26 protein-coding genes are annotated in these 25976 nt (G+C 66.6%); 16 read left to right on the forward strand and 10 right to left on the reverse strand.

Features of this window, described 5'->3' with window-relative positions:
- From QTI51_RS04100 to QTI51_RS04145, 10 genes are read left to right on the forward strand one after another with little or no spacing between them, the layout of a single operon-like run.
- Window positions 1-1197 carry a hypothetical protein gene (locus QTI51_RS04100; protein WP_286512711.1) on the forward strand — a complete coding sequence of 399 codons (1197 nt, stop codon included), beginning with the start codon at window positions 1-3 and terminating at the stop codon, window positions 1195-1197.
- 3 nt (window positions 1198-1200) lie between these two features.
- The gene (locus QTI51_RS04105) at window positions 1201-2652 is read left to right on the forward strand and encodes a LamG domain-containing protein (protein WP_286512710.1); all 1452 of its coding nucleotides are present in this window, start codon (window positions 1201-1203) and stop codon (window positions 2650-2652) included.
- A complete protein-coding gene (locus tag QTI51_RS04110) occupies window positions 2649-3059 on the forward strand; it encodes a hypothetical protein (protein WP_286512708.1) in 411 nt (136 codons plus the stop codon). The genes QTI51_RS04105 and QTI51_RS04110 overlap by 4 nt, the downstream gene beginning before the upstream one ends.
- Complete coding sequence (locus QTI51_RS04115; protein WP_286512706.1) at window positions 3052-4941, forward strand: hypothetical protein; 1890 nt, start codon at window positions 3052-3054, stop codon at window positions 4939-4941. The genes QTI51_RS04110 and QTI51_RS04115 overlap by 8 nt, the downstream gene beginning before the upstream one ends.
- Window position 4942: 1 nt before the next feature.
- Complete coding sequence (locus QTI51_RS04120) at window positions 4943-5167, forward strand: hypothetical protein (protein WP_286512704.1); 225 nt, start codon at window positions 4943-4945, stop codon at window positions 5165-5167.
- 2 nt (window positions 5168-5169) lie between these two features.
- Window positions 5170-5643, forward strand: coding sequence for a hypothetical protein (locus QTI51_RS04125; protein ID WP_286512702.1), 474 nt, complete (start codon window positions 5170-5172; stop codon window positions 5641-5643).
- Window positions 5643-6128: a hypothetical protein gene (locus QTI51_RS04130; RefSeq protein ID WP_286547590.1), complete on the forward strand. Its 486-nt coding sequence runs from the start codon at window positions 5643-5645 to the stop codon at window positions 6126-6128. The genes QTI51_RS04125 and QTI51_RS04130 overlap by 1 nt, the downstream gene beginning before the upstream one ends.
- The gene (locus QTI51_RS04135; protein WP_286512699.1) at window positions 6125-6721 is read left to right on the forward strand and encodes a glycoside hydrolase family 19 protein; all 597 of its coding nucleotides are present in this window, start codon (window positions 6125-6127) and stop codon (window positions 6719-6721) included. Before QTI51_RS04130 ends, QTI51_RS04135 begins: the two co-directional genes overlap by 4 nt.
- 17 nt (window positions 6722-6738) lie before the next feature.
- Window positions 6739-7029: a ubiquitination-like system serine protease family protein gene (locus QTI51_RS04140; protein WP_286512696.1), complete on the forward strand. Its 291-nt coding sequence runs from the start codon at window positions 6739-6741 to the stop codon at window positions 7027-7029.
- Window positions 7026-7559: a hypothetical protein gene (locus QTI51_RS04145; protein ID WP_286512694.1), complete on the forward strand. Its 534-nt coding sequence runs from the start codon at window positions 7026-7028 to the stop codon at window positions 7557-7559. Before QTI51_RS04140 ends, QTI51_RS04145 begins: the two co-directional genes overlap by 4 nt.
- Window positions 7560-7628: 69 nt before the next feature.
- Here QTI51_RS04145 and QTI51_RS04150 read toward each other — a convergent pair whose 3' ends face one another.
- Window positions 7629-8885 carry a hypothetical protein gene (locus tag QTI51_RS04150; protein ID WP_286512692.1) on the reverse strand — a complete coding sequence of 419 codons (1257 nt, stop codon included), beginning with the start codon at window positions 8883-8885 and terminating at the stop codon, window positions 7629-7631.
- 60 nt (window positions 8886-8945) lie between these two features.
- A complete protein-coding gene (locus QTI51_RS04155; RefSeq protein ID WP_286512690.1) occupies window positions 8946-10217 on the reverse strand; it encodes a tyrosine-type recombinase/integrase in 1272 nt (423 codons plus the stop codon).
- Between the two features lie 389 nt (window positions 10218-10606).
- Between QTI51_RS04155 and QTI51_RS04160 the strand changes: the two genes are divergently transcribed.
- Window positions 10607-13795 (forward strand): EAL domain-containing protein, encoded by a 3189-nt coding sequence (locus tag QTI51_RS04160; protein ID WP_116908076.1) that lies wholly within the window; start codon window positions 10607-10609, stop codon window positions 13793-13795.
- A 173-nt stretch (window positions 13796-13968) separates the two neighbouring features.
- Window positions 13969-15312 carry an NADP-specific glutamate dehydrogenase gene (gene gdhA / locus QTI51_RS04165; protein WP_116908075.1) on the forward strand — a complete coding sequence of 448 codons (1344 nt, stop codon included), beginning with the start codon at window positions 13969-13971 and terminating at the stop codon, window positions 15310-15312.
- A gap of 21 nt (window positions 15313-15333) precedes the next feature.
- Here gdhA and QTI51_RS04170 read toward each other — a convergent pair whose 3' ends face one another.
- The 6 genes from QTI51_RS04170 to QTI51_RS04195 all read right to left on the reverse strand — a co-directional run bounded on the left by QTI51_RS04170 (window position 15334) and on the right by QTI51_RS04195 (window position 20481).
- A complete protein-coding gene (locus tag QTI51_RS04170; RefSeq protein WP_116908074.1) occupies window positions 15334-15573 on the reverse strand; it encodes a hypothetical protein in 240 nt (79 codons plus the stop codon).
- A gap of 150 nt (window positions 15574-15723) precedes the next feature.
- Entirely contained in the window at window positions 15724-16875 is a 1152-nt protein-coding gene (locus QTI51_RS04175; RefSeq protein WP_286512687.1) for a phosphatidate phosphatase App1 family protein, read from the reverse strand.
- Window positions 16872-17456 (reverse strand): dihydrofolate reductase, encoded by a 585-nt coding sequence (locus tag QTI51_RS04180; RefSeq protein WP_116908072.1) that lies wholly within the window; start codon window positions 17454-17456, stop codon window positions 16872-16874. Before QTI51_RS04180 ends, QTI51_RS04175 begins: the two co-directional genes overlap by 4 nt.
- Window positions 17457-17469: 13 nt before the next feature.
- Complete coding sequence (locus QTI51_RS04185) at window positions 17470-18312, reverse strand: thymidylate synthase (RefSeq protein ID WP_116908071.1); 843 nt, start codon at window positions 18310-18312, stop codon at window positions 17470-17472.
- 319 nt (window positions 18313-18631) lie between these two features.
- The gene (locus QTI51_RS04190; RefSeq protein WP_116908070.1) at window positions 18632-20059 is read right to left on the reverse strand and encodes an FAD-binding oxidoreductase; all 1428 of its coding nucleotides are present in this window, start codon (window positions 20057-20059) and stop codon (window positions 18632-18634) included.
- Window positions 20059-20481 (reverse strand): DUF2069 domain-containing protein, encoded by a 423-nt coding sequence (locus QTI51_RS04195; RefSeq protein ID WP_116908069.1) that lies wholly within the window; start codon window positions 20479-20481, stop codon window positions 20059-20061. Before QTI51_RS04195 ends, QTI51_RS04190 begins: the two co-directional genes overlap by 1 nt.
- A gap of 110 nt (window positions 20482-20591) precedes the next feature.
- Here QTI51_RS04195 and QTI51_RS04200 point away from each other — a divergent pair, with 110 nt between their 5' ends.
- Window positions 20592-21803, forward strand: a complete 1212-nt coding sequence (locus tag QTI51_RS04200; RefSeq protein ID WP_116908068.1) for a YihY family inner membrane protein — start codon at window positions 20592-20594, stop codon at window positions 21801-21803.
- Between the two features lie 23 nt (window positions 21804-21826).
- Here QTI51_RS04200 and QTI51_RS04205 read toward each other — a convergent pair whose 3' ends face one another.
- A complete protein-coding gene (locus QTI51_RS04205) occupies window positions 21827-22165 on the reverse strand; it encodes an Mpo1-like protein (protein WP_116908067.1) in 339 nt (112 codons plus the stop codon).
- A 144-nt stretch (window positions 22166-22309) separates the two neighbouring features.
- On the opposite strand from QTI51_RS04205, the gene QTI51_RS04210 reads away from it, so the two are divergent.
- Both QTI51_RS04210 and QTI51_RS04215 read left to right on the forward strand, forming a co-directional pair.
- Window positions 22310-22693, forward strand: a complete 384-nt coding sequence (locus tag QTI51_RS04210) for a thioredoxin family protein (RefSeq protein WP_116908066.1) — start codon at window positions 22310-22312, stop codon at window positions 22691-22693.
- Window positions 22694-22729: 36 nt separating this feature from the next.
- Window positions 22730-23392 carry an NAD-dependent epimerase/dehydratase family protein gene (locus QTI51_RS04215; RefSeq protein WP_116908065.1) on the forward strand — a complete coding sequence of 221 codons (663 nt, stop codon included), beginning with the start codon at window positions 22730-22732 and terminating at the stop codon, window positions 23390-23392.
- Window positions 23393-23448: 56 nt separating this feature from the next.
- Here QTI51_RS04215 and QTI51_RS04220 read toward each other — a convergent pair whose 3' ends face one another.
- On the reverse strand, window positions 23449-24387 hold the full coding sequence (locus tag QTI51_RS04220; protein ID WP_116908064.1) for a LysR family transcriptional regulator: 939 nt from the start codon (window positions 24385-24387) through the stop codon (window positions 23449-23451).
- Window positions 24388-24531: 144 nt separating this feature from the next.
- On the opposite strand from QTI51_RS04220, the gene QTI51_RS04225 reads away from it, so the two are divergent.
- Entirely contained in the window at window positions 24532-25968 is a 1437-nt protein-coding gene (locus tag QTI51_RS04225) for a M20 family metallopeptidase (protein ID WP_116908063.1), read from the forward strand.
- Window positions 25969-25976 lie beyond the last annotated feature (8 nt).

Here is a 25976-nt window from a genome sequence, read left to right on the forward strand (position 1 = left end):
ATGACTTCCGTCGTTGACACCACCGTCAAGAATTTCAACAGCACGATGACCGGCGCGCCTGCGCTGTCCGGAACGGCTGGTTCCCTCATCAGCCTGCTCGATGCGGTGCTGGTGAATGGCTTCGACCTCAAGACCGCAAGCGGGCTCACGGTTGCCGGCGGCGTGGCCTCGCTGGCCTTTACGGGCTCGCACAGCGCGCAGCTCGATGGTGTGATCCTGATCGCCGGTATCACCGGCGCCTATGCCTCGCTCAACGGCGAGCAGAAGGTGACTGCGGTCGGCGCCGGCGTTGTCAAGTTCGCCACCGCCATGGCGGACGGCGTCGCCGCCGGCACGATCACATTCAAGATGGCGCCGGCGGGGTGGGAGAAGGTGTTCGCCGGCACGAACAAGGCGGTGTATCGCAGTCTCGACCCGGCCAGCACCAAGATGCTGCTTCGCGTCGATGACACCGGCACGACCATCGCTCGCGTCGTCGGCTACGAGGCCATGACCGACGTGGACACGGGCACCGGTTCGTTTCCCACCGCCGTCCAGATCAGCGGCGGTGGTGCCTGGGCGAAAAGCTCCGTGGCCAATACGACAGCCGTTCCTTGGGCACTTCACGCGGATGCGCGGATCTTCTATTTCTCGCCGATGGTGGCTCAGCCGACCAACGCCGCCAACCTCGGTTCGACCACGCGATGCTTTGGCGACCTGCTGGCGTACAAGCCGGGGGGCGACGCATACGCATGCGTGCTGAACTATTCGACGCAGACCGGCAGCCCGACAGGGGCATCCGACAACCAGGTGTTCACCGGCGTGGGGCTGCAGATGGCGATGCCTCGCAGCTATGCAGGTCTGGGGTCTTCGTTGCTCCACTGCACCATCCCGTACATCGGGACCAACACTTTCACATCAGGATCGGACGGCGCACTGGGAGCGTTTCCCAGCGTCATCGATGGCTCGCTACTGCTGTCTCGTCGCTATGTCGCGCAATTGGTCACGGCGCCGCCGCGTGGCGACCTTCCTGGCGTGCTGTCCTCGCCTCAATCGCAGGTATTCGACGTGTTCAAGCAGCTGGACCGCGTGCCAGGCGCCGGCGCATTCGCGGGGCGCACGTTGCAGGTGCTGGCCCCAACGACGGCGCTGGCTTCGGCGTCCACGAACGTGAACACTGGCGTGGGCTTCATCGATATCACGGGCCCGTGGCGCTAAGCGATGGCAGCACATCGGTACTGGCGGGCCGTATCGGTCCAGGCGAAATCGGCGCAAGGGCTTGAGCTATCTGAGCTTCGTCTTGTGGTGGCCACTGCGCAGGCAGATGCTGCGGCTGTTCTCACGAGCAACGTGGCCCCGGCCTCTGGCACTCTGGCGAATCTGAAGGACGACGACCTGGGCACAGGGGCGGCGTGGAGCGCTGCAGCCGTTGCCGCTGGCGTCGAGTTCTATTGGGATTTTGGGGTCAGTCCTCAAGACGTCTCCGACATGGCCGTGGGGGCCGCCGCGACGCCCGAGAAGTTTCTCTATGCAGTCACGCTGCAGTGGTCGGACAACGGCACGACCTGGACGACGCTCTCGGTCTTCTTCGGCCTTGCTTGGCCGGGTGTGCGCGCGCGGTTGTCGTCGGTGTCGAGCGTCGACACGTTCGCCTACCTGACCCGGTTGCATCTGCCCATGGCGGGCTCGTTCGGTGACTTGAGGGGGCATGCCGTCGAGGTTGTTGGTGGGGCGAGCTTTTCCGCTGCCAACCTCAAATTCAACCCGGTGTCTGGTTTGTTCAATGGCACGGGCCGGTTGAACGTGAGCTTCGGCACCGACACCTTGGTGGGCTCTGCTCTCGACTTCACCGTCGAGGCATGGGTCTACATCACCTCGCTTGCAGCCAACCCGAACTACATCATCTCGCGGGGCAATTCCGGCTATCTCAGTGGGTTCGTCATGAGCCTTGACGGCGGCGGCTTTCCATTCATCCAGGTTGGCACAGGAAGTGGCGAAGTCTTTGCCCGAAGCCCGACGACATGCCCGCTCAATGCCTGGGTGCACCTCGCTGGTGTGCGTTCTGGATCGGCGCTGACGATGTATGTAAACGGGGTGGCGGTCGCCTCGGCGAGTGCGCCCACGGTGAGCGACAACATCACGCCGGTCACCGTCGGGTTTGACCCGAGAAATTCGGCGCGTGGGTTCGTGGGTCAGCTCTTCGACGTGCGATTCACGCAGTATGCGCGATACACCGCGGCATTCGTGCCGCCAGCGGTGGCACTGCCGCGGTACCAGTACGCCGAACCAAGAATCCCGCAGCTTGTTCGCATGCTTTCGGCCGCAAGCGTTCCGATGGTGTACGGCGAAACCAAGGTTCATCGGCTGCACCGCGCTCGTAAAGACTATCTCACCGGCGTGCTTGGCGATGGCATTGGCCGCGTGCGCGGCTTCACGCTGGACTATGTCAATCCTCTGAACAAGCCCTACGCGTGCCGCGTTCGCCTCGTGCGCGAGACCGATGGCCTGGTGATGCGTGAGCAATGGTCGAAGGCCGATGGCAGCTACGACTTTCAGTATGTCGATGAGCTGCAGGGATACACCGTGCTCGCCTACTACGAGGCCCACGGAAAGCGCGCGGTGGTCGCGGACGGGTTGACCCTTGCCAATGGCAAGGTGGAGCTGATGGCATGAACGTGCTCGCCATCAACGCCATGCTGGGCGGGCCCGGCCTGCTGGCCTACCTCGGCACCGATGCACGCTTTCAGGTGTGCGGCGGCGCGCAGCCGGGCGAGGGCGGCGCCATTACGACGCTGCTCGCTTCAGTCCTGCTCGCGGTGCCGGCCGGCGCCGTGGACAGCGGGCAGCTCGCGCTTGCGCAGGCCGACAGCGCCGGCGACATGGTGTCTGCGACGGGGATTGCGACGTGGGGTCGCCTGATGCTCGCGAACGGCACCTGGGTGGCGGACTTCAGCATCAGCGGCCCCTCGGGAACCGGGCAGGTGAAGATTGTTGTGCTGAACCCGCCGGAAGGCGACCCCGAGGCGAAGCTGTATCAGGGCGGAACGTTCTTCATCAGCGGGGTGGTCATCGGTGGTTGATGACCTCGTCTTCCGTCGCTCGCCGCTCGACGGCCCGCCGAACGTGCTCGTGTTCGGCGAGCCCGAAGAGGCGGCCAGCGGCGCGGCCCATGCGCTCGGCCGCATCCCGCTGCCGGCGTTCATGCTGTCGGGTGGCGCGCTGGTCAAGCGCCCGCCCAACGTGTTGGCCTCGGGTGGTATCCCCTTGCCCGCGTTCATGGTGCGCGGCACGGCGAATTACTCGAGCGCGGTTTCTCGCCCGCTGATGGGCAAGGTATCGGCCGGCTGGCAGGTTGCACGACAGATTGAGGCCGGTGCCCTCGCGCGCCATCAGAACGCCGCGCCCGCCCGTGCAACCACCCTGGCGCGGTGGCAGAAGGCCGCGCCGCTCGTCGGTGGTGTGGCCGTGAACTGGCAGGACGCGCAGCGCGCGCGCGCTGCGGCGGTGCTGCGCTACCAGGCCGCGCGCCAACTGGAAGCCGCTACAGCCGCAAGGCATCAGGAAGCCCTGCGCGTGCGCGCTGGCGGCTCGGTGCGCTGGCAGGCAGCGGCGCAGCTCGCAACGCGCCCGGTAGGCGTTCGGCATCAGGAGGCCAGCCGCATGCGCCGCGAGGTGGCTGCGCGGTGGCAGCAAGCCGTCGGGGTGCAGCTCGCGCACCGTGACCGCTTCGGCGCTGCGCTTCAGCTCGATGTGGGCCGCCTCACGCGCTGGCAGGCGGCCATGCATCCGCTTCCAGGCCGATCGGTCATCACCCCGCCGACCGGCGACCCTTGCTATGTCCCGTCCACCACGCTCGTGTTCGACGTGCAGCAGCAGTACAGCACCACGCTGGTGTTCATCTGCGAGCGGCACTCCGAGCCGGAACCCGGCGAAACCATCACCGTGCCCATCAGGAGGGCCTACATCGTGCAGAACAACATCACGCTCGTGCGCGTGGACAGCGGCGAGGCGCTCGAAGCAACGGCATTTGCCATGAGCCTCGATGCCGACTCTTGGACCTGGCAGTGGAGCGCCACGTTGCCGTGGTCCGCGCTGCCGATCATCAAGCGGGACATCCGTTCGGGCCCGGTCGACATCCTCGCCACCGTCAACGGCGTGCAGTACCGGCTCGCCGCCGAGAACTACCGCCGCGACCGGCGCTTTGCCGACGCGAAGGTGCAGGTGCAGGGCAGGGGCCGCGCGGCGATGCTGGGCGCGCCGAGCTCGCCAGTGCTCAATCACCAGTCCGCAGCGCCGCGCAGCATCGCGCAGCTCATGGAACTGGCCCTGACCTACAACGGCGTGGGCATCGGGTGGGGGATCGACTTCGGCATCACCGACTGGGCCGTGCCGGGCGGGACGTGGAACTTTCAGGGCACGCACATCGATGCGGTCCTCGACATCGCCAGCGCGGCCGGCGCCATCGTGCAGCCGCACCGCGCGGATGCCACGCTGCGCATCCTGCCGCGCTACCCGGTGGCGCCATGGCACTGGAACACGGTCGCACCTGACTTTGTGCTGCCTGCGGCCGCGGTATCCGTCGAGGGCATCGAGTACACGCCGAAGCCCGACTACAACCGCGTGTTCGTCGCAGGCGCCAACGCCGCCGGCGTGCTCGGGCAGATCACGCGCGCCGGCACCGCCGGCGACAGCATCGCGCCGATGGTCACGCACCCGTTGATGACGCACAGCGACGGCGCGCAGCAGCGCGGCCTCGCCGTGCTGGGCGACACGGGCCTGCAGGCCAGCGTGAGCCTGCGCCTGCAGGTGCTGCCGGAAACCGGCCTCATCCTGCCGGGCGCGATGGTCCGCTACGAGGACGGCGCCGAGTCGCACCTTGGCTTGGTGCGCAGCACCGGACTCGACTGGCAGCGGCCGACGCTGCGCCAGACGCTCATCCTCGAAACCCATCCGGAGGCCTGACATGAGCACCAACAGCTATCTCGAGTTTCTCGGCATGCTGCCGTCGACGCCGCTGCAGATCGGAACCGTCAGCGGCATCGTGGGCGACGTGGCCACCGTCGTGCTGCCTGGCGGCGGCGTGCTGGTGGCGCGCGGCACGGCCGCCGTCGATGACCAGGTGTTCGTGCGCGACGGCGTGATCGAGGGCAAGGCGCCCGCGATGCCGCCCGTGTTCGTGGAGATCTGACCATGAACTTCGGCCGCTCGAATTCGAACTGGGGTGACCTTCACGCCCTCGGCAGGCACCACATCAGCACGTTGCCGCGCTACTGGATCACGCGCCTGTATGTGGCCCTGTCTTCGCTCACCAGCATCGCCGTGATCGCCTGGGAGCCCGACGCGCTCACCCACCGGCTCATCACACAAAGCGGCCCGCCTGGCTGGTGGCTGGTCGGCTTCCTTGCCGTGGTCGCCGCGGTCGGCATCGTCGACGTGGTGGTCAACGACATGCTGCCCGACAGGTTCCACCTGCGATGCGCGAAGCGCTCGCGCCACCTGATCTACGTGGCGCTCTCGATGGGCCTCATGTGCCTCACCTACGTTTTCATCGCCGGAGGCGGTGGCTGGTGGCGCGCGCTGGCGATGCCGTTCTGGATTGACGCCGTGTTCGCCGCCCTCGTTGCCTTCCTCGACCTCTTCCAGCGCCATCGCCTACGCACATGATGAAAGAACTACACGACCGCATCGCCACCCAGCCGAGCCAGCAGCTCACGGCACCGAAGCTGCGCCGGATCATCTGGGGGCTGATCGCCGCGATCTGGCTGCCGCTGCTGGCGTTGCCCGCCTTCGCCGCGGTGGGGCAGTCGAGCCTTTCCGATCCGCTCAACATCCCGCCGGTGCTCATGGTGCTCGCGCTGGTTATCTCCAGCCTGGCCGGCGCCACCGCGCTGCTGATGCGCATCGACCGCGAGCTGTCGGCCGCGCCCGACAAGCCGTTGCTTCGGCCCTGGCTGATGTGCGCCTCGCACATGGCCGGCGCCTGGCTGGCCGGCACGCTGGCATTCATCGTCAGCCGGCAAGCGTCCTTCGAGGTCTGGACCACGCTGGGCTTCGTGCTCACCGCCAGCTTCGCCAATGCCAAGTTCATCGAATCCATGCTCGAGCGCTACATGCCCGGGCGTCCCAACACAGGAGGAACCGCACCATGATCGATACCCAGACCCTCATCGCCTGCACAGGAGCCGCGCCGGCATATGCCGAGCGCTACGCTGCGCCGCTCAGCGAAGCGCTGCAACGCTTTCGCATCACCACGCCGAACGCTGTCTCGTGCCTGCTCGGCCAAGTGGCCATCGAGTCCGAAGGCCGCAACGGGCCGCTGTCGGTGGTCGAGGAAGACCTCTACTACACGACGGCCGACCGGCTGCGTGCGGTGTTCCCCAGCCTGTTCGTAAAAGGTCAATACCGCGCGGATGACTTTTCACGTAACGCGCGAGCACTCAGCCTGCTGCGGTACAAGGGCTACCACGGGCGCGGGCTCATCCAGCTCACGTGGCTCGACGCCTACCGGGCCGCCAGCGCGGCCTTGGGTTTCGACTATGTCGTCGACCCCGCGCTGGTGCTGGTGCCGAAGCACGCAGCGCTCACCGCGTGCTGGTTCTTCGCCGCTTACAAAGGTTGCCTACCGGCAGCTGAGCGCGGCGACATTTACGAGGTCACCGGACGCGTCAACGGCGAGGCGCGGCTGAAGTTGGTGGAGCGCAAGGCGGCGACCGCGCGCGCCTACAAGGTGCTGAGCAAATGAGGCTGGCCCATCCATCCGTGACGGACCCGAACTACGCGTGGTTCCACTGCCCGGCCTGTGATTGCAAGCATGCTGTGAGCACCGGGCCCGGCGGTTGGCAGTGGAACGGCGACGCCGACAAGCCCACGCTTTCGCCATCGGTGCTCGCGACCACTGGCCGCCGCGTTGATCCTTCATTCGTTCCTGAGCCCGGTGACCCGCCCGAGTGCTGCCACTCCTTCGTGACAGACGGCCGAATCCAGTTCCTGGGCGACTGTACGCACCGGCTGGCTGGCCAGACGGTGGAACTGCCGGAAATCAAACCATGATCCTGCCGGACTTCAAAACAGAGGCGCTTTGGGCCCTCGGGCTCGGCCTCGCTGCTGCGCTCGCCACGGCAGGCATAGAGCACGCTCGAACAGCCGCCGCGCTCGCTAGCCTGGCAGTCGAACAGCGCGAGCGGGCGAAGGAGAACACCGCTCGAGCGCTCGCCGCGCTGGCCGACCTGCAGCGCACCGTGACGCTGGTGGCCTCGCATGCAAAGACCCAAAAGGAAAACACTGATGCGTACGAAATCCGCCTTGAGGTGCTGGCCGGCCGCGGCCGCACTGTTGCTGCTGAGCTTGGCCGGGTGCGCCAGCAATATGCCGACTACGCCGCCCGTGATCGCGAGCAGGCCTCAACCGACCCCGCTGCCTGCCAGCGTGTCGCGGATCGATCCGCGGTCCTCGCAGCCATGGCTGCGCGAAGTAGAGAGCTTCTTGAGCGAGGCCGACTCGTTGTTGAAGGGCGAGACAACGAGGTGCAGCTTCTGCTCAGCACAGTGGCGAACGATCGATCCTTGATGCTCGTTCCTTGAGCTTCAGACCTGTTGAAAATCAACAGGTTTGTGTTGCTGTCGACAGGAATCGAACCTGTGAGGCTGATGCTAAAGACTCACGAATTGCATAAGGCCTGCTTTAGTCGCCGCAGTGTCTATAAACGATCTCCACTCGTCATCGCGCTTTCCGATTTCCTCCAGTAGCCGCGCTATTGACCGATTGGTCGCCACTGTAGATCGGGCATTTGATACTTCCATCAGCTGATGGATATGGGCCTCAAGAATATCGTCGCTGTAAGCCTTCAAATAGTCCGCAATTCCAGCAATATCTTCGGAGCTTTTTGCAAATCGAAGGAGGCGAATCATTCGCGACGCAGCCGCTGCAGGAATAGTAATCCAGATACAGGCTAAAAGCTCTCTCAAAGTGGCACGAGCCAGTCTGACAGATGAAGCCGGTTCCAAATAGGAGTCAATTAATTCATCAAAAAAGTCTAACTTGTCGCTAGGAATATTTTCGACATAAGACGTTAATTTAATTCGCGCCGTATCTTCGAGGAGAGGCCAAATCTCTTGATGTATAGCGAGTCGAATAATCCTCGTCAAACTTTCGTCGTCGGCAGAATTGATGAATTTCTTAACCTCTGCGGTAAGCACTTCTCGGCTCTGCTGCGGATGAATCTCCACCAGCGCGGTGAGGACACGAGCCATACGGCCGCGGGTCTTGAATTTCGCACCCAAATCGAGGTGGTTCTTCAGTACGAGAATGATGTAATTTCTAAGAAGAGCTTTACGCGGACGCCCGAGTGGGCCGTTTTCTAAGATCTTCCGTACTTCGTCTGGTTTGGCCGGAAATGCCGCCGACTGCAGGTCGGTCGCAAGACGCTCGAGCGTTGCTTTGCCCTGTGCAGGGGGCTGAGTTAAAACATGATGGGCCGCGTTGACAATGTGTAGGCGTGCAAGTTCTGAGGTGGGCGCAAATGCTAGCGCGTCTCTATCTTTCGAGGGATGTGCGCATCTATTTCGATCTTCCGATATTCTTTTCAAATCGGTGTATTCAAGGCTAGAAAAGAATTCAAGCTTGTCTTTGGCGGCATCAAGTAGTGTTTTCTCGAACTTTAATGCCTCAACAATATCATTGCTCGCAACTATCTTATCGTATTGCTCATTCAACTTGATTGCCTCCCCGTCACCGGCTTCTGCCAATGATCTAATCTTGTCAATCAAGTCAAAGCAAATCGCGATCCAAGTTGATACTATTGCCGAACGATACGCGCCATTTTTATAACAAATGATGGCTTCTTTTATATAGGCCCGAGATTGTGGATCCGGACATTTAAGGATGAGTTCATCGAGATCGCTGAGCATATGAGCGTTATTGTTAGATCCTAGCCGTGTCGGCCGGCATGGATGGGGCGCGAGTAGGCACTAAGCGGCGCGTTTGAGGGGAAAGACGTTTTCCGGTGACGGTGGCGGCTGGCCCGTTTCGCAAGCAACCACGTAGTCGGCCCAGATCGCAAGGGCTTGGCGCCGCTCTGGAATCTCTTCGCGGACGTCGTAAATGCCCTCCATGCCCTTGAGCTTATGGTTCAGGGCAATTTCTGAGATTTCACGTGACACGCCGAGATTGCGCAAGTGCCCCTTGGCCGTGCTGCGCGTGTCATGCGGCGTGAAGCGACGTATGTCGATGTCCCCGCGTTCGAAGGCGCGATTGAATGCGGCCCACAGCGTGGTCCGCCCAACCGGCACATCGCCAAGGTTGCGAACGCGATCCATGCGGCGTGCGGGGAGCACCCACTGGGAGTCGCCGGCCACAGCTATCAGCTCGCGAAACCAGTCTGCTACAACCGTCGGCAGCGGCACGGAAAAGCCCACTCGAGTCTTCACAGAATCGTCGGGCACCCACCATGTGCCGGCCTCCAGATCTACGTCGGTCTTTTTGGCCTTTACGAGCTCGACGCCGCGCACGCAGGTGACCAACAGGATGCGAAACGCGAGCGCGTTTTCGCGCCCGATGAAGTCGATGCCAGACAGCAGTGCTTTGAGTTCGTCGGCTTCCAGCATCACACGCTTGCGTACGGTTGGCCTTGGACCCTTCAGCGCGGTCAATTTGATGCCTGTGCACGGGTTTGCTGGCACGATGGTCAGCCCGCAGGCATGGTCGTACAGCTTCGACGCCGTCGTGAGCGCGCGCTTGGTCATCGCCCAGGAACGCTTGCTGTCCTTCAGCATCGTGACGATGTCCATGCTGGTCACCTGGTCTACTCGGCGCGCACCTAGTTTGGGCACGATGAGCTGGTCAATGTCCGCATTCCGGTAGTAGATCGTGCCCGTAGCGAAGACGCTTGGGAGCAGCACCTTCTCCCGGTAGTCCGCGACAAGGTCGGAAATCGTCCAGGCGGCTGCGGCGCGCGACTTCCGTTCCTGCTTCTGCAGCGCCGGGTCTGCGCCCTTGTCGACGGCCGCGCGGAGCGCTCGTGCTTCTTCCCGCGCAGCGGCCAGGCTGACGTCAGGATAGTTGCCGATCGTTATTTCTTTGCGGGTGCCCGCTCCCTGGCGATAGCGCAGCACCCACGAGGCGGTGCCCCCCTTCGACAAAGTGAACGTCAGGCCGTCCCCATCGGACTTCGCGACGGATGCGCCCTTGGCAATCCATCGCTTGATCTGGAGGTCGGAAAGCAGGTGACTTAGTTTGGCCATCGTTGGTAGAGGGTGGGTAGCTAGGCCGTCTAGCTACCCACCTAGCTACCCGGCCAACGTGCGCCAGTGTGACACATCGAGATTCACGAGGAACTATCTTTCCCTGAGAAATCAACGACTTGCGAAAATTTCTGCGACGTTGTGACACATGCAGAACCGCCAATGAAACTTGCAGGTGGCAATTTTCATGGGGCTGCGTGGTGCCCGTCGTGGCGACGGACCCAGGATTCGTTGAGTGGGAAAGAGTCGGCGAACAGCTTAGCAAAGGCCGCGGGGCTGGAAGTCGGCGCAGGGCTCTTTCGGTTTCTTAGGGTTGTTTCCACAAATCTGTCACCAATCGCAACAAAGAGGCCTAAAGATTGCATGCATGTGCCTGTTCCTGGAGGGATATGGTGCATTTCATTACCCGCCGCCTGAGCCGGCTGAGCGTGGGCCGCAAGTTGCTGGTCATCTACCTGCTCGACCTGAGCGCGGTGATCTTCATCAGCGGCATCCTCATCAACGAGAAGTTCATCGCCATCGACTTCGGCCGCAAGGAGATGGCGGGCGCGGCCTACATCGACCGCCTGCGCTCGACCCTGCTCGCCACCGCCGGCTGGCAGGGCGCCAAGCCCGCGCCGCCCCAGGCGCTGGCGCAGCTGGAGCAGCAGTACGGCGACGGCATGCAAAGCGCCGCGCTCAGCCAGCAGTTCCGCGAGTCGCTGGCCTCGGCGTCGCAGGCCGGGCGCGTCGGAACCACGGCGCGCGAGACCGCCACCCGCGAGGCGCTCGAGCAGGGCCGCGCGCTGGTGACGCGCATCGGCAACCAGTCGAACCTCATCCTCGACCCCGACCTCGACAGCTACTACACGATGTCGCTGGTGCTGCTGCGCTTTCCCGAGCTGCTGGAGCTCGGCTCCGACATGGCCGCGCGCCTGCACGCGCCCGGTGCCAGCGGGCTCGCAGCGACCGAGGCGCGCACGCAGTACTTCATCCTGGAAGGGCGCATCGACGCCATCGCGGCCAGCATCAAGAGCGACTACGCCGAGGCCTTCGCCGCCGCCAAGGGGCCGCTGCAGGCGCGGCTGGACCCGTCGCGCGCCCGCCTGCTGGCGAGCATCGAGGCCTTCCGCCGGGCCTCGCGCGAGGTGCTGGCGTCCAGCGACAGCACCGACAACAGCGGCAACTACCGGGGGCTGGCCGCCTTCGACACGGCCCAGCAGGCGCTGTTCGCCGAGCTCGACGGCGCCTGGTTCAGCGCCGTCGGCGAGCTGAACGCCATGCTCACGTCGCGCGAGCACGGCTTTTTCGCGCGCATGTGGATGCACCTGGGCACAGCGCTGTTCCTGCTGCTGATGATCCTCACGGCGGTGTTCTACGTGGCGCGGCAAATCTCGCTGCCGCTGCGGCGGCTCTCGGGCGTGGTCGACACCGTGCGCCGCACCGGCGACCACAGCCTTCGCGCCCACTGGGACAGCGGCGACGAAATCGGCGTGCTGGTGCTCGGCTTCAACGACATGCTGGCGCAGCTCGACCGCGAGCGGCAGGCGCAGCAGGAGCTCGCGGCCAGCGCCCGCGCGGCCGAGGCGCAGCGCGACCTGGTGGCGGCCATTCCGATTCCGCTGATGGTCACGGCCATTCCGAACCACGAGGTGCTCAACGCCAACCCCAGCGCGCAGGCCTGGCTGGGCGGCGGCACGCGCGACCCGTGGGCGCTGGGCGTGGCGCCCGGCGTGCGCTCGCGCTTCTTCCAGCAGCTGGCCGACCGCGGCGCCGTCGACGAGTTCGAGGTGCGCTGGCTCGGCGGCACCGAACCTTCGTGGGCCGTGCTGTCGGCGCGGCGGCTGGTGTACCAGGGGCAGGACGCGCTGCTCACGGCCTTCACGCCCATCAACCACCTGAAGCTGATGGAGCAGCGCCTGATGCTCTGGGCCAAGGTGTTCGAGGCCTCGTCCGAAGGCATCCTGATCATCGACGCCCAGCACCGCATCCTCACGGCCAACCGCGCGCTGTGCCGCCTCACGGGCCATGACCTGGGCGAACTCGTGGGCGAGCCGCCCGAGGGGCTCATGAGCGACGACACCCTGCACTTTGCCGACCTGTGGCCCGTGCTCGACCAGCGTGGCACCTGGCAGGGCGAGGTCAGCGTGCGCCGGCGCAACGGCGACAGCTACCCCGCGTGGCTGGTGGCCAGCGTGGTGCGCGACGGGCCGGAGCGCATCTCGCACTACATCTTTACCTCCATCGACGTGAGCGACCGCAAGCGCAGCGAGGCGCGCATCCGCTTCCTGGCGCACCACGACGTGCTGACCGAGCTCCCCAACCGCTCGCTGTGCATCGAGCGGCTGGGGCTGGCGCTGCAGCAGGCGCAGCGCAAGGGGCAGCGCGTGGGGGTGCTGTTCATCGACCTGGACCGCTTCAAGAACATCAACGACTCGCTGGGCCATCATGTGGGCGACGCGCTGCTGCGCTCGGTGGCCCACCGCATGACGCAGGCCGTGCGGCCCGGCGACACGGTGAGCCGGCTGGGTGGCGACGAGTTCGTGGTGGTGCTGGCCAACGTGGCCGACGGCGAAGAGATCCTGTCGCTGGTCGAGCGCCGGCTCATCCAGCTGATTCGCCAGCCGCACGACATCGACGGCGCCGAGATCCATGTGTCCTGCAGCGTGGGCATCGCGGTGTACCCCGACGACGCGCAGGACATCGACGCGCTCATGCGCCATGCCGACGTGGCCATGTACCAGAGCAAGGCCAGCGGACGCGACACCGCGCGCTTCTTCACGCCCGAGATGAACGAGCGCGCCCAGCAACGGCTGCAGCTGGAAAGCAGCCTGCGCCACGCCATCGAGCGCGACGAGCTCAGCCTGCACTACCAGCCGCGCATCGACGCCCACAGCGGCGAGCTGATCTGCGTGGAGGCGCTCTTGCGCTGGCAGAGCGCGGAGCTGGGGCCGGTGCCGCCCGCGCAGTTCATTCCCATCGCGGAGGAGTCGGGGCAGATCGTGGCCATCGGTTCGTGGGTCATCGAGCAGGCCTGCGCGCAGCACGCGGCCTGGCGCCGCGACGGGCTGGGCGCGATCCGGGTGGCCATCAACATGTCGGCGCTGCAGCTGCGCGAGGGCGACCTGGTGTCGGTGCTGCGCGACGCCATCGCCCTGCACGGCGTGCCGCCGGGCGACCTGGAAATCGAGCTCACCGAATCGACGCTGATGGACGCGGCCGAGCAGTCGCTGGTGCAGCTGCACGCGCTGAAGTCGCTGGGCGTGATGCTGTCGATCGACGACTTCGGCACCGGCTACTCGAGCCTGAATTACCTGAACCGCTTTCCCATCGACAAGCTGAAGATCGACCGCTCCTTCATCCACAACATGCTCGGCGACCCCACCGACATGGCGATTGCCCGGGCCATCATCGGCCTGGGCCACACGCTGGGGCTGCGCGTGGTGGCCGAGGGCGTGGAGCGGCGCGAGGAGGCCGACACCCTGCGCGCGGCCCGCTGCGACGAACTGCAGGGCTACCTCATCGCCAAGCCGATGCCGGCCGCGAAGCTGGCGGCGTGGATTGCGCAGGACAGCCGCATGGGCGCGACGTCCATCTGACAGGTCGGCTGGCCGAAGGCTCGCCGGTTTTCAATGTTTTGGGGCGGCAAGGGTGTAGGTGCGCCTTTGTCTGCACCTGAATGGGGCTTTGTGCCCGTATTTGGTTCTCCTATCCGGCAAAATGCAAGATCCGCATAAGGTTATGCACCGATTTGGCAAATAGAAGGATTGGAATGAAGCACGCCACCGCCGAGGGTTTCCTGGCCCATGTCGCCCAGCGCAACCCCGGACAGCCCGAGTACCTGCAGGCCGTGACCGAGGTCATGGAAAGCCTCTGGCCCTACATCGCGCAGCACCCGAAGTACACCGCCCACAGCCTGCTCGAGCGGCTGGTCGAGCCCGAGCGCGTGCTCATGTTCCGCGTGTCGTGGGTGGACGACCATGGCGAGGTGCAGGTCAACCGCGGCTTTCGCATCCAGCACAGCCTGGCCATCGGGCCGTACAAGGGCGGCCTGCGCTTTCACCCGTCGGTGAACCTGTCGATCCTCAAGTTCCTGGCCTTCGAGCAGACGCTGAAGAACTCGCTCACCACGCTGCCCATGGGCGGCGGCAAGGGCGGCGCCGACTTCGACCCCAAGGGCAAGAGCCAGGGCGAGGTCATGCGCTTTTGCCAGGCCTTCGTGGGCGAGCTGTTTCGCCACATCGGCGCCGACACCGACGTGCCCGCAGGTGACGTGGGCGTGGGCGGGCGCGAGATCGGCTTCATGGCCGGCATGGTCAAGAAGCTCACCAACCGCGCCGACTGCGTGTTCACCGGCAAGGGCCTGAGCTTCGGCGGCTCGCTGATCCGCCCCGAGGCCACCGGGTACGGCAACGTCTACTTCGCGCAGGAAATGCTCAAGCGCAAGGGCCGAAGCTTCGACGGCCTGCGCGTGAGCGTCTCGGGGGCGGGCAACGTCGCGCAGTACACGGTCGAGAAGGCCATGGCGCTGGGCGCGAAGGTGGTGACGGTGTCGGACTCCAGCGGCACCGTGGTCGACGAGGACGGCTTCACGCCCGAGAAGCTCGCCGTGCTGATGGACGTGAAGAACCACCTCTACGGCCGCGTGAGCGACTACGCCGAGCGCACCGGCGCGCGCTTCGTGGCCGGCGCCACGCCGTGGCACGTGCCGGTCGACGTGGCGCTGCCCAGCGCCACGCAGAACGAGCTGAACGAGGAAGACGCGCGCATGCTGGTGAAGAACGGCGTGCTCTGCGTGGCCGAAGGCGCCAACATGCCGTCGACCATGGAGGCCGTGAAGGTGTTCGAGGGCCACGGCGTGCTTTACGCGCCGGGCAAGGCGAGCAACGCGGGCGGCGTGGCCACCTCGGGGCTGGAAATGAGCCAGAACGCGGCGCGCCTGTCGTGGACGCGCGAAGAGGTCGATGCGCGGCTGCTGCAGATCATGCAGGGCATCCATGCCTCGTGCATCCACTACGGCGAAGGCAAGGACAAGCGCGTGAGCTACGTGGATGGCGCGAACATCGCCGGCTTCGTGCGCGTGGCCGACGCGATGCTGGCGCAGGGCGTCGTCTGACGCGCCGGGCGCAGGCTGGACTCAGAGTTCGATGAACGCCGAGGTGGCCTTGTTCAAGGCCAGCTGGCCCTTCACGGTGATCGATTCGACCTGCGCCAGCTGGCGGATCGCGCGCGCATCGCCCGCGCGGTCCGACGGTGGAATGAAGGCCGTTACCAGCTCCGCCGCACGCAGCACGCGCAGCCTGTCGATGTCTGCGGGCGTGTGAACGACGTATGGCAATTTCTGCTCGGCGAGCACCCGAAGAAATTCCATGGACATGTGCCGTCTCCTTGGGGGTTTGAGGGCGTGACGGCCATTTTGCGCACAAACAATTAGCGTTGTCTAAAGGCTTTCTAAACCCTGCGCGGCGCATGCCTTTCCGCCTGCACGCCGACACGTTTCGGTGTTTGCGCGGCGTGTACCGAAGGCCTAGTTTCGCGGCTGCACCGGCCACGCGGTGGTGTCCGGCAGCACGATGTGCCAGTGCACCGGCGCGATGCCGTCGAAGCTTTCGCGGTAGCGCTGCGACAGGCGGTCTTCGCCCGTCACGTCGCGGATCACGATGGCCTCGATGCGCCCGGGGTGCGCGCGAAACGTTTGCGCGTAGATCTCGGGGTCGGCCTCGCCCGAGTCGCCCACCAGCACGAAGCGGCGCTGCGGAAACTCGGCCAGCAGCCGCTCGATCACGCCCAGCTTGTGCGCGCGCGAATCTTCCGCGCCGGGCACCAGCGTGCGCCACGTGGTGCTCTCGCGCAGGTGCATGCTGCCCGCGGGAAAGTCGGCGCCGCGAATGAAGTCCGCCAGCGGCGGGTACAGCTGTATTGGGCTTGCCGACAGGTAGTGAAAGCGCGTGTCGGGCGTCTTCGCCATCTCGCGGTACCACTGCGCCATGCGCGGCGCGGGCTCGAAACGACGCGAGAAGGTGTTCAGCAGCATCTCGCGCCGGTCGCGCACCTGCGTGCGCTTGATGGTGTCGTCGATGTCCGAGATCACCGACAGGCCCTGCGGCGGCACGATCAGCGCCTGGCCCCGGAAGCGGTGCAGCAGCTCGCCCGGACCGGTCACGCCGTGGAACTGCACCCACTCCTGCGACGATGCCTGCGGCGACAGCAGCGTGGCGCGCGGCATGTCGATCACCACGCGCAGGTTGACGCGGCCGTCCTTGCCCGACGGCGGCATCGTGACGCGGGTGGGGCTGCCGTCGAAGTCAATGTCGATGACCTTGTCTTCTTCCGATTCCGCATGGAACAGCGCGGTGCGCTGGTTGAAGCGGAGCCGCGCGGCGGGCGAGAGCTTCTTGAGGTTCAGCCCCAGGTAGCGCGCCAGCGCGGTGTTCAGGCCCCAGCGGTGCTCGCGTTCGAAGATCCAGCCGTGGATGTCGACCTCGAGCCGGCCGTCGGCCGTGGGGCGCGCCGTGCCGGTCATGAAGAGCGCCTCTTCATCGGGCTCCAGCGGCTCGGGCGCGGCCAGCGCGCGCAAAGGAGAGAGACCTGCAACGCCTGCGGCCAGTGCCGCACCCATCACCACGGACCGGCGCCGCAGGGGCGGGGCGGGCGGGTGGCGAGGGGCGGTGTCGTTCATTCGTGCGTGGACGATGCGGAGGCTGCGGAAACGGTGGAAGGGCCCGGGTCGGTGGCGCGCTCGTAGGTCACGAAACTGAAGGCGATGCCTTCCTTGGCGGACACATGCGACTCGCGCTGCGTTTCGCGCCACACGGCGGCGTCGAGTTCAGGCGCGTGGGCGTCGCCTTCGTAGTCGCGCGCCAGTTCGGTCACGACCGCGCGGTGGGCGAGGGGCTCGGCCTCGGCGTAGATCTGCGCGCCGCCGATGACCCAGATGTCTTGGGGCGCCTGTTGTGCTGCAGGCTGCGCGACGTGTTGTGCAATGAAAGAGAACGCCTCCTGCAGGCTCCCCACACGCTGCGCACCTTCGGCCTGCCAGTTGGCCTGCCGCGTCACCACGATGTTCTGCCGGCCCGGCAGCGGCCGAAAGCGCGGCGGCAGCGAGTCCCAGGTCTTGCGGCCCATGACCACCGGCGCGCCGGCGGTCTGCTGCTTGAAGTGCGCCATGTCCTCCGGCAGGTGCCAGGGAATGGTGTTGTGCGCGCCGATCACGCCGTTGGCGGCGCGCGCGAAGATGAGGTTGATGCGGGGCTCGCTCATGCGGTTGCTCCGGTCACACCGCCACGGGCGCCTTGATCGGGTCGCCGTGCCGGTAGTCGAGCACCTCGAAGTCCTCGTACTGGTAGTCGAAGATCGAGTCGGGCTTGCGCTTGATGTTCAGCGTGGGGTACGGGTACGGCGTGCGGCTGAGCTGCAGCGCCACCTGATCGGCGTGGTTGCTGTAGATGTGGCAGTCGCCGCCGGTCCAGACGAAGTCGCCCACGTCCAGGTCGCACTGCTGCGCCACCATGTGCGTGAGCAGCGCGTAGCTGGCGATGTTGAAGGGCACGCCCAGGAAGATGTCGGCGCTGCGCTGGTAGAGCTGGCAGCTGAGCTTGCCGCGCTCACCCTCGGCCTGCGGCGGCGCCACGTAGAACTGGAAGAAGGCATGGCAAGGCATGAGCGCCATCTTCGACAGCTCGGCCACGTTCCAGGCGCTCACGATGATGCGGCGCGAGTCGGGGTTGCTCTTCAGCGTCTTGATCACGTCGGCGATCTGGTCGATGTGGCCGCCGTCGGGCGTGGGCCAGCTGCGCCACTGCACGCCGTACACCGGGCCCAGGTCGCCGTCTTCGCGCGCCCATTCGTCCCAGATGCTCACGCCGCGTTCCTTCAGCCAGTTGTTGTTGCTGGAACCGGTCAGGAACCACAGCAGCTCCTGGATGATGGACTTCAGGTGCACCTTCTTCGTGGTGACCAGCGGAAAGCCTTCGTTCAGGTCGAAGCGCATCTGGTGGCCGAACACGCTCTTGGTGCCGGTGCCGGTGCGGTCGCTCTTGAACACGCCGTGCGTGTCGACGTGGCGCATGAAGTCTTCGTATTGGGAGCGGATGGGGCGTGAGGTCGTGGAGGTCATGGCGAGGGCGTCTGGGCTGCGGGGCTGCGGGGCGTGTGCGGACGGTGTTCGAATTTTAAGTGCCGGTGCGCCGGGAGGCTGGCATGCGGCGCTCGTGAAGGTGCGCCAGTGGTGGAGGCCGCTTGCCCCCACCCCGACCCTCTCCTAGCGGGGGAGGGAGAAATACCTGCAGCCCGAGCCGCAAGCAGATCCCGGTCTTGCTCCTTCCCCTTCCGGGGGAAGGCCGGGATGGGGGCACGCGGCGCTCGAAAAGGCGCGCCGGTGATGAAGGCCGAGTGCCCCCACCCCAACCCTCCCCATCGGGGCAGGGCGCAATACGCTAGACGCGGATCACCCGCCCCGGGTTCAGGATGTTCTTCGGGTCCAGCCCGCGCTTGATCGCGCGCATCATCTCCAGCGCCACCGGCGACTTGTGCTTCTCCAGCTTGTCGACCTTCAGCGACCCCACGCCGTGCTCGGCCGAGAACGAGCCGCCGAACTTCTCCACCGCGTCGTACACCAGCGTGTTGATGCGCTCTTCCTCGTTTTTCAGGAAGGCCTTGGTGTCGATGTTCTCCGGCGCCTGCACGTTGTAGTGCAGGTTGCCGTCGCCCAGGTGCCCGAAATTCACGAGCCGCACGCCCTCGATCTCTCGTGCCAGCAGCGCGTCGGTCTCGGCCACGAAGGCCGGAATGCGCGACACGGGAATCGAGATGTCGTGCTTGATGTTCAGCCCTTCCTCGGCCTGCGCCAGCGGAATGCTCTCGCGGATGTGCCAGAGCTGGTGCGCCTGCGCCAGGTTCTCGGCCACCACCGCGTCGGTGACGCAGCCGTCTTCGAACGCGGTTTCCAGCAGCGCCTCGAAGCGCGCGCGGGCGTGGTCTTCGGATTCGCTGTCGGAGTTCTCCAGCAGCACGCAGTAGGGCACCGCCTCGTCCTTGATGAAAGGCACGCGCAGTTGCGGCATGTGCTTGTCGACCAGGCTGAGCGCGAACTTGCCCATCACCTCGAAGCCCGTGAGGCCCGAGCCCAGGTGCTTGTGCGCCAGGCCCAGCAGCGTGACCGCATGGTCCAGCGAAGGCACGGCGGCCCAGGCGGTGAGCTGCGCGGCCGGCAGCGGGTACAGCTTCATGGTCGCGGCGGTGATCACGCCCAGCGTGCCTTCGCTGCCCACGATGAGGTCGCGCAGGTCGTAGCCGGTGTTGTCCTTGCGCAGCCCGCTGGTGCCTTCCCAGATCTCGCCCTGCGGCGTGACCACTTCCAGGCCCAGGCACAGCTCGCGCGTGTTGCCGTAGCGCACCACCTGCGTGCCGCCGGCGTTGGTGGCCAGGTTGCCGCCGATGGTGCAGCTGCCCTCGGCCGCCAGGCTCAGCGGGAACAGGTAGCCGGCCTTCTCGGCCGTTTCCTGCAGCGTCTGCAGGATGCAGCCGGCCTCCACCGTCATGGTGAGGTTGGCGCCGTCGATGGTGCGGATGGCGTTCAGCCGCTGCAGGCTCAGCACCACCTGCGTGCCGCTCTCGTCGGGAATGGAGCCGACCGCCAGGCCGGTGTTGCCGCCCTGCGGAATCACGGCCGTGCCGGCGGCGGCGCAGGCCTTGACCACGTCGGCCACCTGCTGCGTGCTGCCGGGGCGCACCACGGCCAGCGACTTGCCGCGCGCGCGCTTGCGCCAGTCCTGCTCGTAGGCGGTGAGGTCGCCCTCGTTGAGCACGTTGGCCGCGCCGACGATGGCGCGCAATTGATCGAGAAGTGAAGAAGAAGTGGTCATCAGGCGGAGGCTTCCAGTTGACGGGCGGCGGCAGCGCTCGCGGCGGCGGCCTTGGCGTGGCGCAGCCGCAGGCGCACATGCCATGCGCAGGCCGCGAACAGCACCAGGCACAGCAGCACCTCGACCAGCGCGAGCACCTGGCCCGTGCCGTTGGTGTCGCTCCAGGCGCGCACCACGCCCTCGGTGAAATAGAGCCAGATCATCAGGCTGACCCAGCGGTAGGTGTACATGCGGTTCTTCCACAGCCCCGCCAGCGGCACCACCAGCGGCAGCACCTTCAGCGCCAGCAGCGAGCCGCCCGGGCGCAGCGGCGCCAGCCACAGTTCCCAGGCCAGGCCCAGCACGATGAGGCCGACGAGGCTGCCCACAGCGGCCCAGCGGGTGGCGCGAACGGAGGAGGGGGGCAGCGGGGTGGCGGACACGGTGGAAGTGGGAACGAAGTGGGAAAAAAGCGGGAAAGAAGCGGGAAAGAAGCGAGAACGAAGAGGACGCCCCGCGTCGCTGCGGGGCGTGAACAAAAAGAGCGAATGGCATGATACCGGCCATGAATCGTCGGCAACTCTGGAGGGATCTTTCTCGCTTTCCCTGGCGCAACACCGCGGCGGTGCTGGGCGAGCGTTTTCGCGAAGACAAGCTCGGCCTCACGGCCAGCAGCCTGACCTTCACGACCACCATCGCGATGGTGCCCTTCTTCACGGTGGCGCTGGCGCTTTTCACCGTGTTCCCGATGTTCGCCAAGATGCAGGGCCGGCTGCAGCGCTGGCTGGTGGAAAGCCTGATTCCCGAGAACATCTCGCGCCAGGTGCTCGGCTACCTGAACCAGTTCGCGAGCAAGGCCAGCGGGCTGGGCATCGCGGGGCTGATCGTGCTGCTCATCACCGCCATTGCGCTGATCCTCACCATCGACAAGACGCTCAACAACATCTGGCGTGTGCGCACGCCGCGGCCCTTTGCGCAGCGCGTGCTCATCTACTGGGCGGCCATCACGCTGGGGCCGGTGATATTGGCGGTGAGCCTGTCGACCACCTCGTACGTGGTGTCGGCCACCAGCGACGTGGTGGGGCGTGGCATGGTGAAGCTGTTCTTCGACACCTTCGAGTTCGCGCTGCTCGCGGTGGGCATGGCATCGCTGTACCACTACGTGCCCAACACCAACGTGCGCTGGTCGCACGCCTGGGCCGGCGGCGTGTTCGTGGCGGCGGCCATCGAGATCGCCAAGCGCGTGCTGGGCTACTACCTGAGCCTGGTGCCGACCTACTCGGTGGTGTACGGCGCCTTCGCCACCTTTCCGATCCTGCTGGTGTGGATCTATGTGGCCTGGGTGATCGTGCTGCTGGGCGCGGTCATCTCGGCCTACCTGCCCAGCCTGCTCACGGGCGTGGCCCGGCGCGGCGGCACCGCGGGCTGGCCGCTGCAACTGGCGATGGAGTCGCTGCAGCACCTGGCCCGTGCGCGCGCCACGCCGGCCAAGGGCATGGGCGCGACGGAGCTGGTGACGCGCATGCGGGTCGATGCGCTGCAACTGGCGCCGGTGCTCGAAACTTTGGTGGCGCTCGACTGGATCGCGCCGCTGGCCGAGGAGCCCGACGACCGCGACCCGCGCTACGTGCTGCTGGCCGACCCGTCGACCCCCATCGAGCCGCTGCTGCGCGAGCTGATGATGCCGCGCGCCGAACCGCTCGAAGACCTGTGGCAGAAGGGCCCGCTGCGCTCGCTCCGGCTGGGCGATGTGCTGCTGATCTAGCAGCGTTGCAGCGGACGGGCCGTTCAGATCTTCACGCGCCCCAGCCAGATGTCGCGGTACATGGCCCAGTCGCCCATGAACGAGTACAGCGGGCGCTTGAACGAGGCCGGCCTGTTCTTCTCGAAGCCGAAGTGCCCGACCCAGGCGAAGCCGTAGCCCGCCACCAGCGCGGCCAGCAGCCACCACGGGTTGAGCGTGACCACCAGCGCCACCAGGCACGCCAGCGACAGCGTCGAGCCCGCGAAGTGCAGCCGCCTGCAGGTGCGGTCGGCGTGCTCGGTCAGGTAGAACGGATAGAACTCGGCAAAGCTCTTGAAACGGCGCGGATCGACGGCAGATCCGGGTGCGGTCGTGGTGTTCATCGTGCGAGTCTCCTGTGACCTTGGAACCCCTCTGGAATGCCTTTGGAACGGCTTGGCGGTGGATTCCAGGGGCTTTGTCCATAATAGCCACGACCTTCCGCCGGCACCATCCGGCCCTTCCATCACACCTTCGACGCATCAGCCTTGAGCGCTCTTTCCAGCACCCCTGAATCCACCGGGCCGGCCGCCGATGCGCTGTGGGTCGTGTGCCTGTGCGCCGAATGGTGCGGCACCTGCCGCGACTACCGCCCGCTGCTCGAGCAGGTGGCGCGCGCGCATCCGGAGCTGCGCTTCGCCTGGGTCGACATCGAGGACCACGCCGACATTGCCGACGCCTTCGACGTCGAGACCTTCCCGACCCTGCTGGTCGCGGGCGCGGACGGCACGCGCTTCCTGGGCCCGCTGCTGCCGCACGCCGAAACGCTCTCGCGCATGCTCGGCGCGCTGCAGCCACCCAAGCCGTCGAGCCTGGATGTCGACCTGCTGCTGGCGGTGCTGAACAAGAAGCCGGCCGTCTTCACGCTCTGAGTTTTCTCTTTCCCTACCTACCCCGGCGGTCCCCTCATGAAGATCCTGATTTTTGGCGCCACCGGCATGGTGGGCCAGGGCGTGCTTCGCGAGTGCCTGCTGGCGCCCGACGTGCAAGGCGTGGTCGCCATCGGCCGCAACCCCACGGGGCAGCAGCACGCCAGGCTGCGCGACCTGGTGCACAAGGACATGTACGACTACAGCGCTATCGAGTCGCAGCTGCAGGGCTTCGATGCCTGTTTCTTCTGCCTGGGTGTGTCGTCCGTGGGCATGAAGGAGCCCGAATACAAGCGCATCAGCTACGACCTGACGCTGGCCGCCGCCACCGTGCTCGCCCGGCTGAACCCGGGCATGACCTTCACCTACGTGACCGGCGCGGGCACCGACAGCAGCGAGCGCGGCAGCAGCATGTGGGCGCGGGTGAAGGGCGCGACTGAAAACGCCTTGCTGCGCCTGCCGTTCAAGGGGGCCTACATGTTCCGCCCCGGCGTCATCCAGCCGCTGCACGGCGTGCGCTCCAAGACGCCGCTGTACGACGGCATCTACGTCGTGCTTTCGCCGCTGCTGAGCCTGGCGTACAGGCTCTGGCCGAACAAGGTGACGACCACCGAGAAGGTCGGCCGCGCGATGCTGGCCGTGGCGCGCAGCGGCGCGCCGAAGAAGCTGCTCGACCCGGCGGACATCAACGCGCTGGGCTGAGGCGCGCCAGCTCGGTTCAGGTCGGTTCAGCTCGGCTCAGCTCGGTTCAGGTCGCTTCATCTGGTCGAGCGTGCCCGCCCCAGCTTGCGCCGGCCCGCGCTGGCGATGGCGCCCACCAGGTGCTTCACGAAGTCCTGCGCCAGCGGCGGCAGCGTGCGGCCTTCGAGCGCCAGCACCTGCAGCTGCCGCTGCTGCAGCGGCGCTTCAGCAAAGGGCCGCGCCACCACGGTGCCCGCGTCGATCAGGTGCATCACCGTGAGGTGGCCCGACAGCATCACGTCGGGCGTGCGCAGCAGCGGCAACAGCACCGAAGAGAAGTTGCTCACGAAGATCGCCTGGTAGCGCAGCCCCTGCAGGCTGCAGGCCTGGTCGAACAGCTGGCGCGCGGTGACGCCCTTGTCGCCCACGGCCAGCGGGTAGCGCACCGCGTCGGCCACCGACACCACGCGCTGGCGCGCCAGCGGATGGTCGGGCCGCAGCACCGCATACACCGGCGCGGTGGCCGTGTGCGCGACGGCCAGGCCGGGCTCCGGCGCCACCACGTACTTGAGCGCGATGTCGGTCTCGCCGCGCGCCAGCAGCGCGCTCACGCCGTCGGGACAGCCCACGTGCAGTTCCAGCTGGCAGCCCGGGTTCGCCTGCTCGAAGCTGCGCATCACCAGCGGCATGAAGTGCCCCGCGAAGCCTTCGGTGCAGGCCATGCGGATGCGCCGCGCGCCCTGGCCGCCCAGGTCGCGCACCTGCTCGACCACCTGCTCGATGTCGAGTTGCGCATTGCGCAGGTGCGCCGCCAGCCGTTCGCCCGCGGCCGTGAGCGCCATGCCCCGCGCGTGCCGCTCGAACAGCGGCGTGCCCAAGCTGTCTTCCAGCTTGGCAATCTGCCGGCTCACCGCCGACGAGGCGACGAACAGCCGCGCCGCCGCCTGGTTGACCGAGCCGCTACGCGCCACTTCAAGAAAGTGCCGCATCGGGATGCTGAGAAGCGGGAGTGTCATGGGGACGGGTAGGTCGGTTGGTCGGTAGATAGCTGCCGGGCATTGCCTTCAAGGCAATGCTAGCTTGCCAAAACGATGCTGGAAGCATCGGCTTCCAGGCCTTGTACTTGCTGCACCCCGATGGACAGACAAGGACACCCCCTCATGCAACGCACCGACAGCCTGGCCGCCGCCAGTGCCTACTTCGACGGCGGCGGCTTCTTCGCCGACCTCCAGCGCCGCGTCGCCTTTCGCACCGAAAGCGACACGGGCGCCGCCACGCCCGCGCTGGAGGCCTACCTGCGCGATGAAATGATTCCGCCGCTCGCGGCGCTCGGCTTCAGCTGCGAGGTGGTGCCCAACCCGGTGGCCGGTGGCGGCCCCTTCCTCATCGCGCGCCGCGTCGAGGACCCGGCCCTGCCCACGGTCATGACCTACGGCCACGGTGACGTCGTGAGCGGGCAGGACGCGCAGTGGCAGGAGGGCCTCGCGCCCTGGGCGCTCACCGTGCGCGGCGAGCGCTGGTACGGTCGCGGCACCGCCGACAACAAGGGCCAGCACAGCATCAACCTCGGCGGGTTGGCCGCGGCCATCGAGGCGCGCGGCGGTCGCCTGGGCTTCAACGTGACGTGGCTGGTCGAGATGGGCGAGGAGGCCGCTTCGCCCGGCCTGCACGCGGTGTGCGCGCAGCAGCGCGACCGGCTGCGCGCCGACCTGTTCATTGCCAGCGACGGGCCGCGCGTGAGCGCGGAGCGGCCCACGCTGTTCCTGGGCTCGCGCGGCGCCGTCAACTTCAGCCTGCGGCTGCGCGCCCGGCCGCGCGGCTACCACTCGGGCAACTGGGGCGGCGTGCTGCTCAACCCGGGCACCGTGCTCAGCCACGCGGTGGCCTCGCTGGTGGACGCGCGCGGGCGCATCCTGGTCGAAGCGCTGCGCCCGCCGCCGGTCAGCGAGGCCGTGCGCCATGCGCTGGCGAGCATCGCCATCGGCGGCGGCGCGGACGACCCCGCCATCGACGAAGGCTGGGGCGAGCCGGGCCTGAGCCCGGCCGAACGGCTGGTGGCGTGGAACACCATCGAGGTGCTGGCGCTGGGCGCGGGCTCGGCCGCGCGGCCGGTCAACGCCATTCCCTCGGAGGCCGTGGCGCATTGCCAGCTGCGCTTCGTGGTCGGCACGCCGTGGCAAGACCTGCAGCAGATCGTGCGCGCGCACCTCGATGCGCACGGCTTCAGCCAGGTCGAGGTGGCCGTCACGCTCACCGGCGCGGCCACGCGGCTCGACGTGGAGAACCCCTGGGTCGGCTGGGCCCGCGAGTCCATCGAGCGCAGCAGCGGGCAGCGGCTCGACCTGCTGCCCAACCTCGCGGGCTCGCTGCCCAACGACGTGTTCGCCGATGTGCTGGGCCTGCCGACGTTGTGGGTGCCGCACTCGTACCCGGCCTGCGCGCAGCACGCGCCCAACGAGCACCTGCTCGCGCCGCTGGCGCGGGAGGGCCTGCGGATCATGGCCGGCCTGTACTGGGACCTGGGCGAGCCGGGGCGCGCGCCGTGGGCGGCCGGGCGGGTTTCGCCGGCGGCTCCTGCTTCTTCTTCCAACTCCTGATACGCACA

This window comes from Variovorax sp. J22G73 (assembly GCF_030317035.1).
Classification (GTDB): domain Bacteria; phylum Pseudomonadota; class Gammaproteobacteria; order Burkholderiales; family Burkholderiaceae_C; genus Variovorax.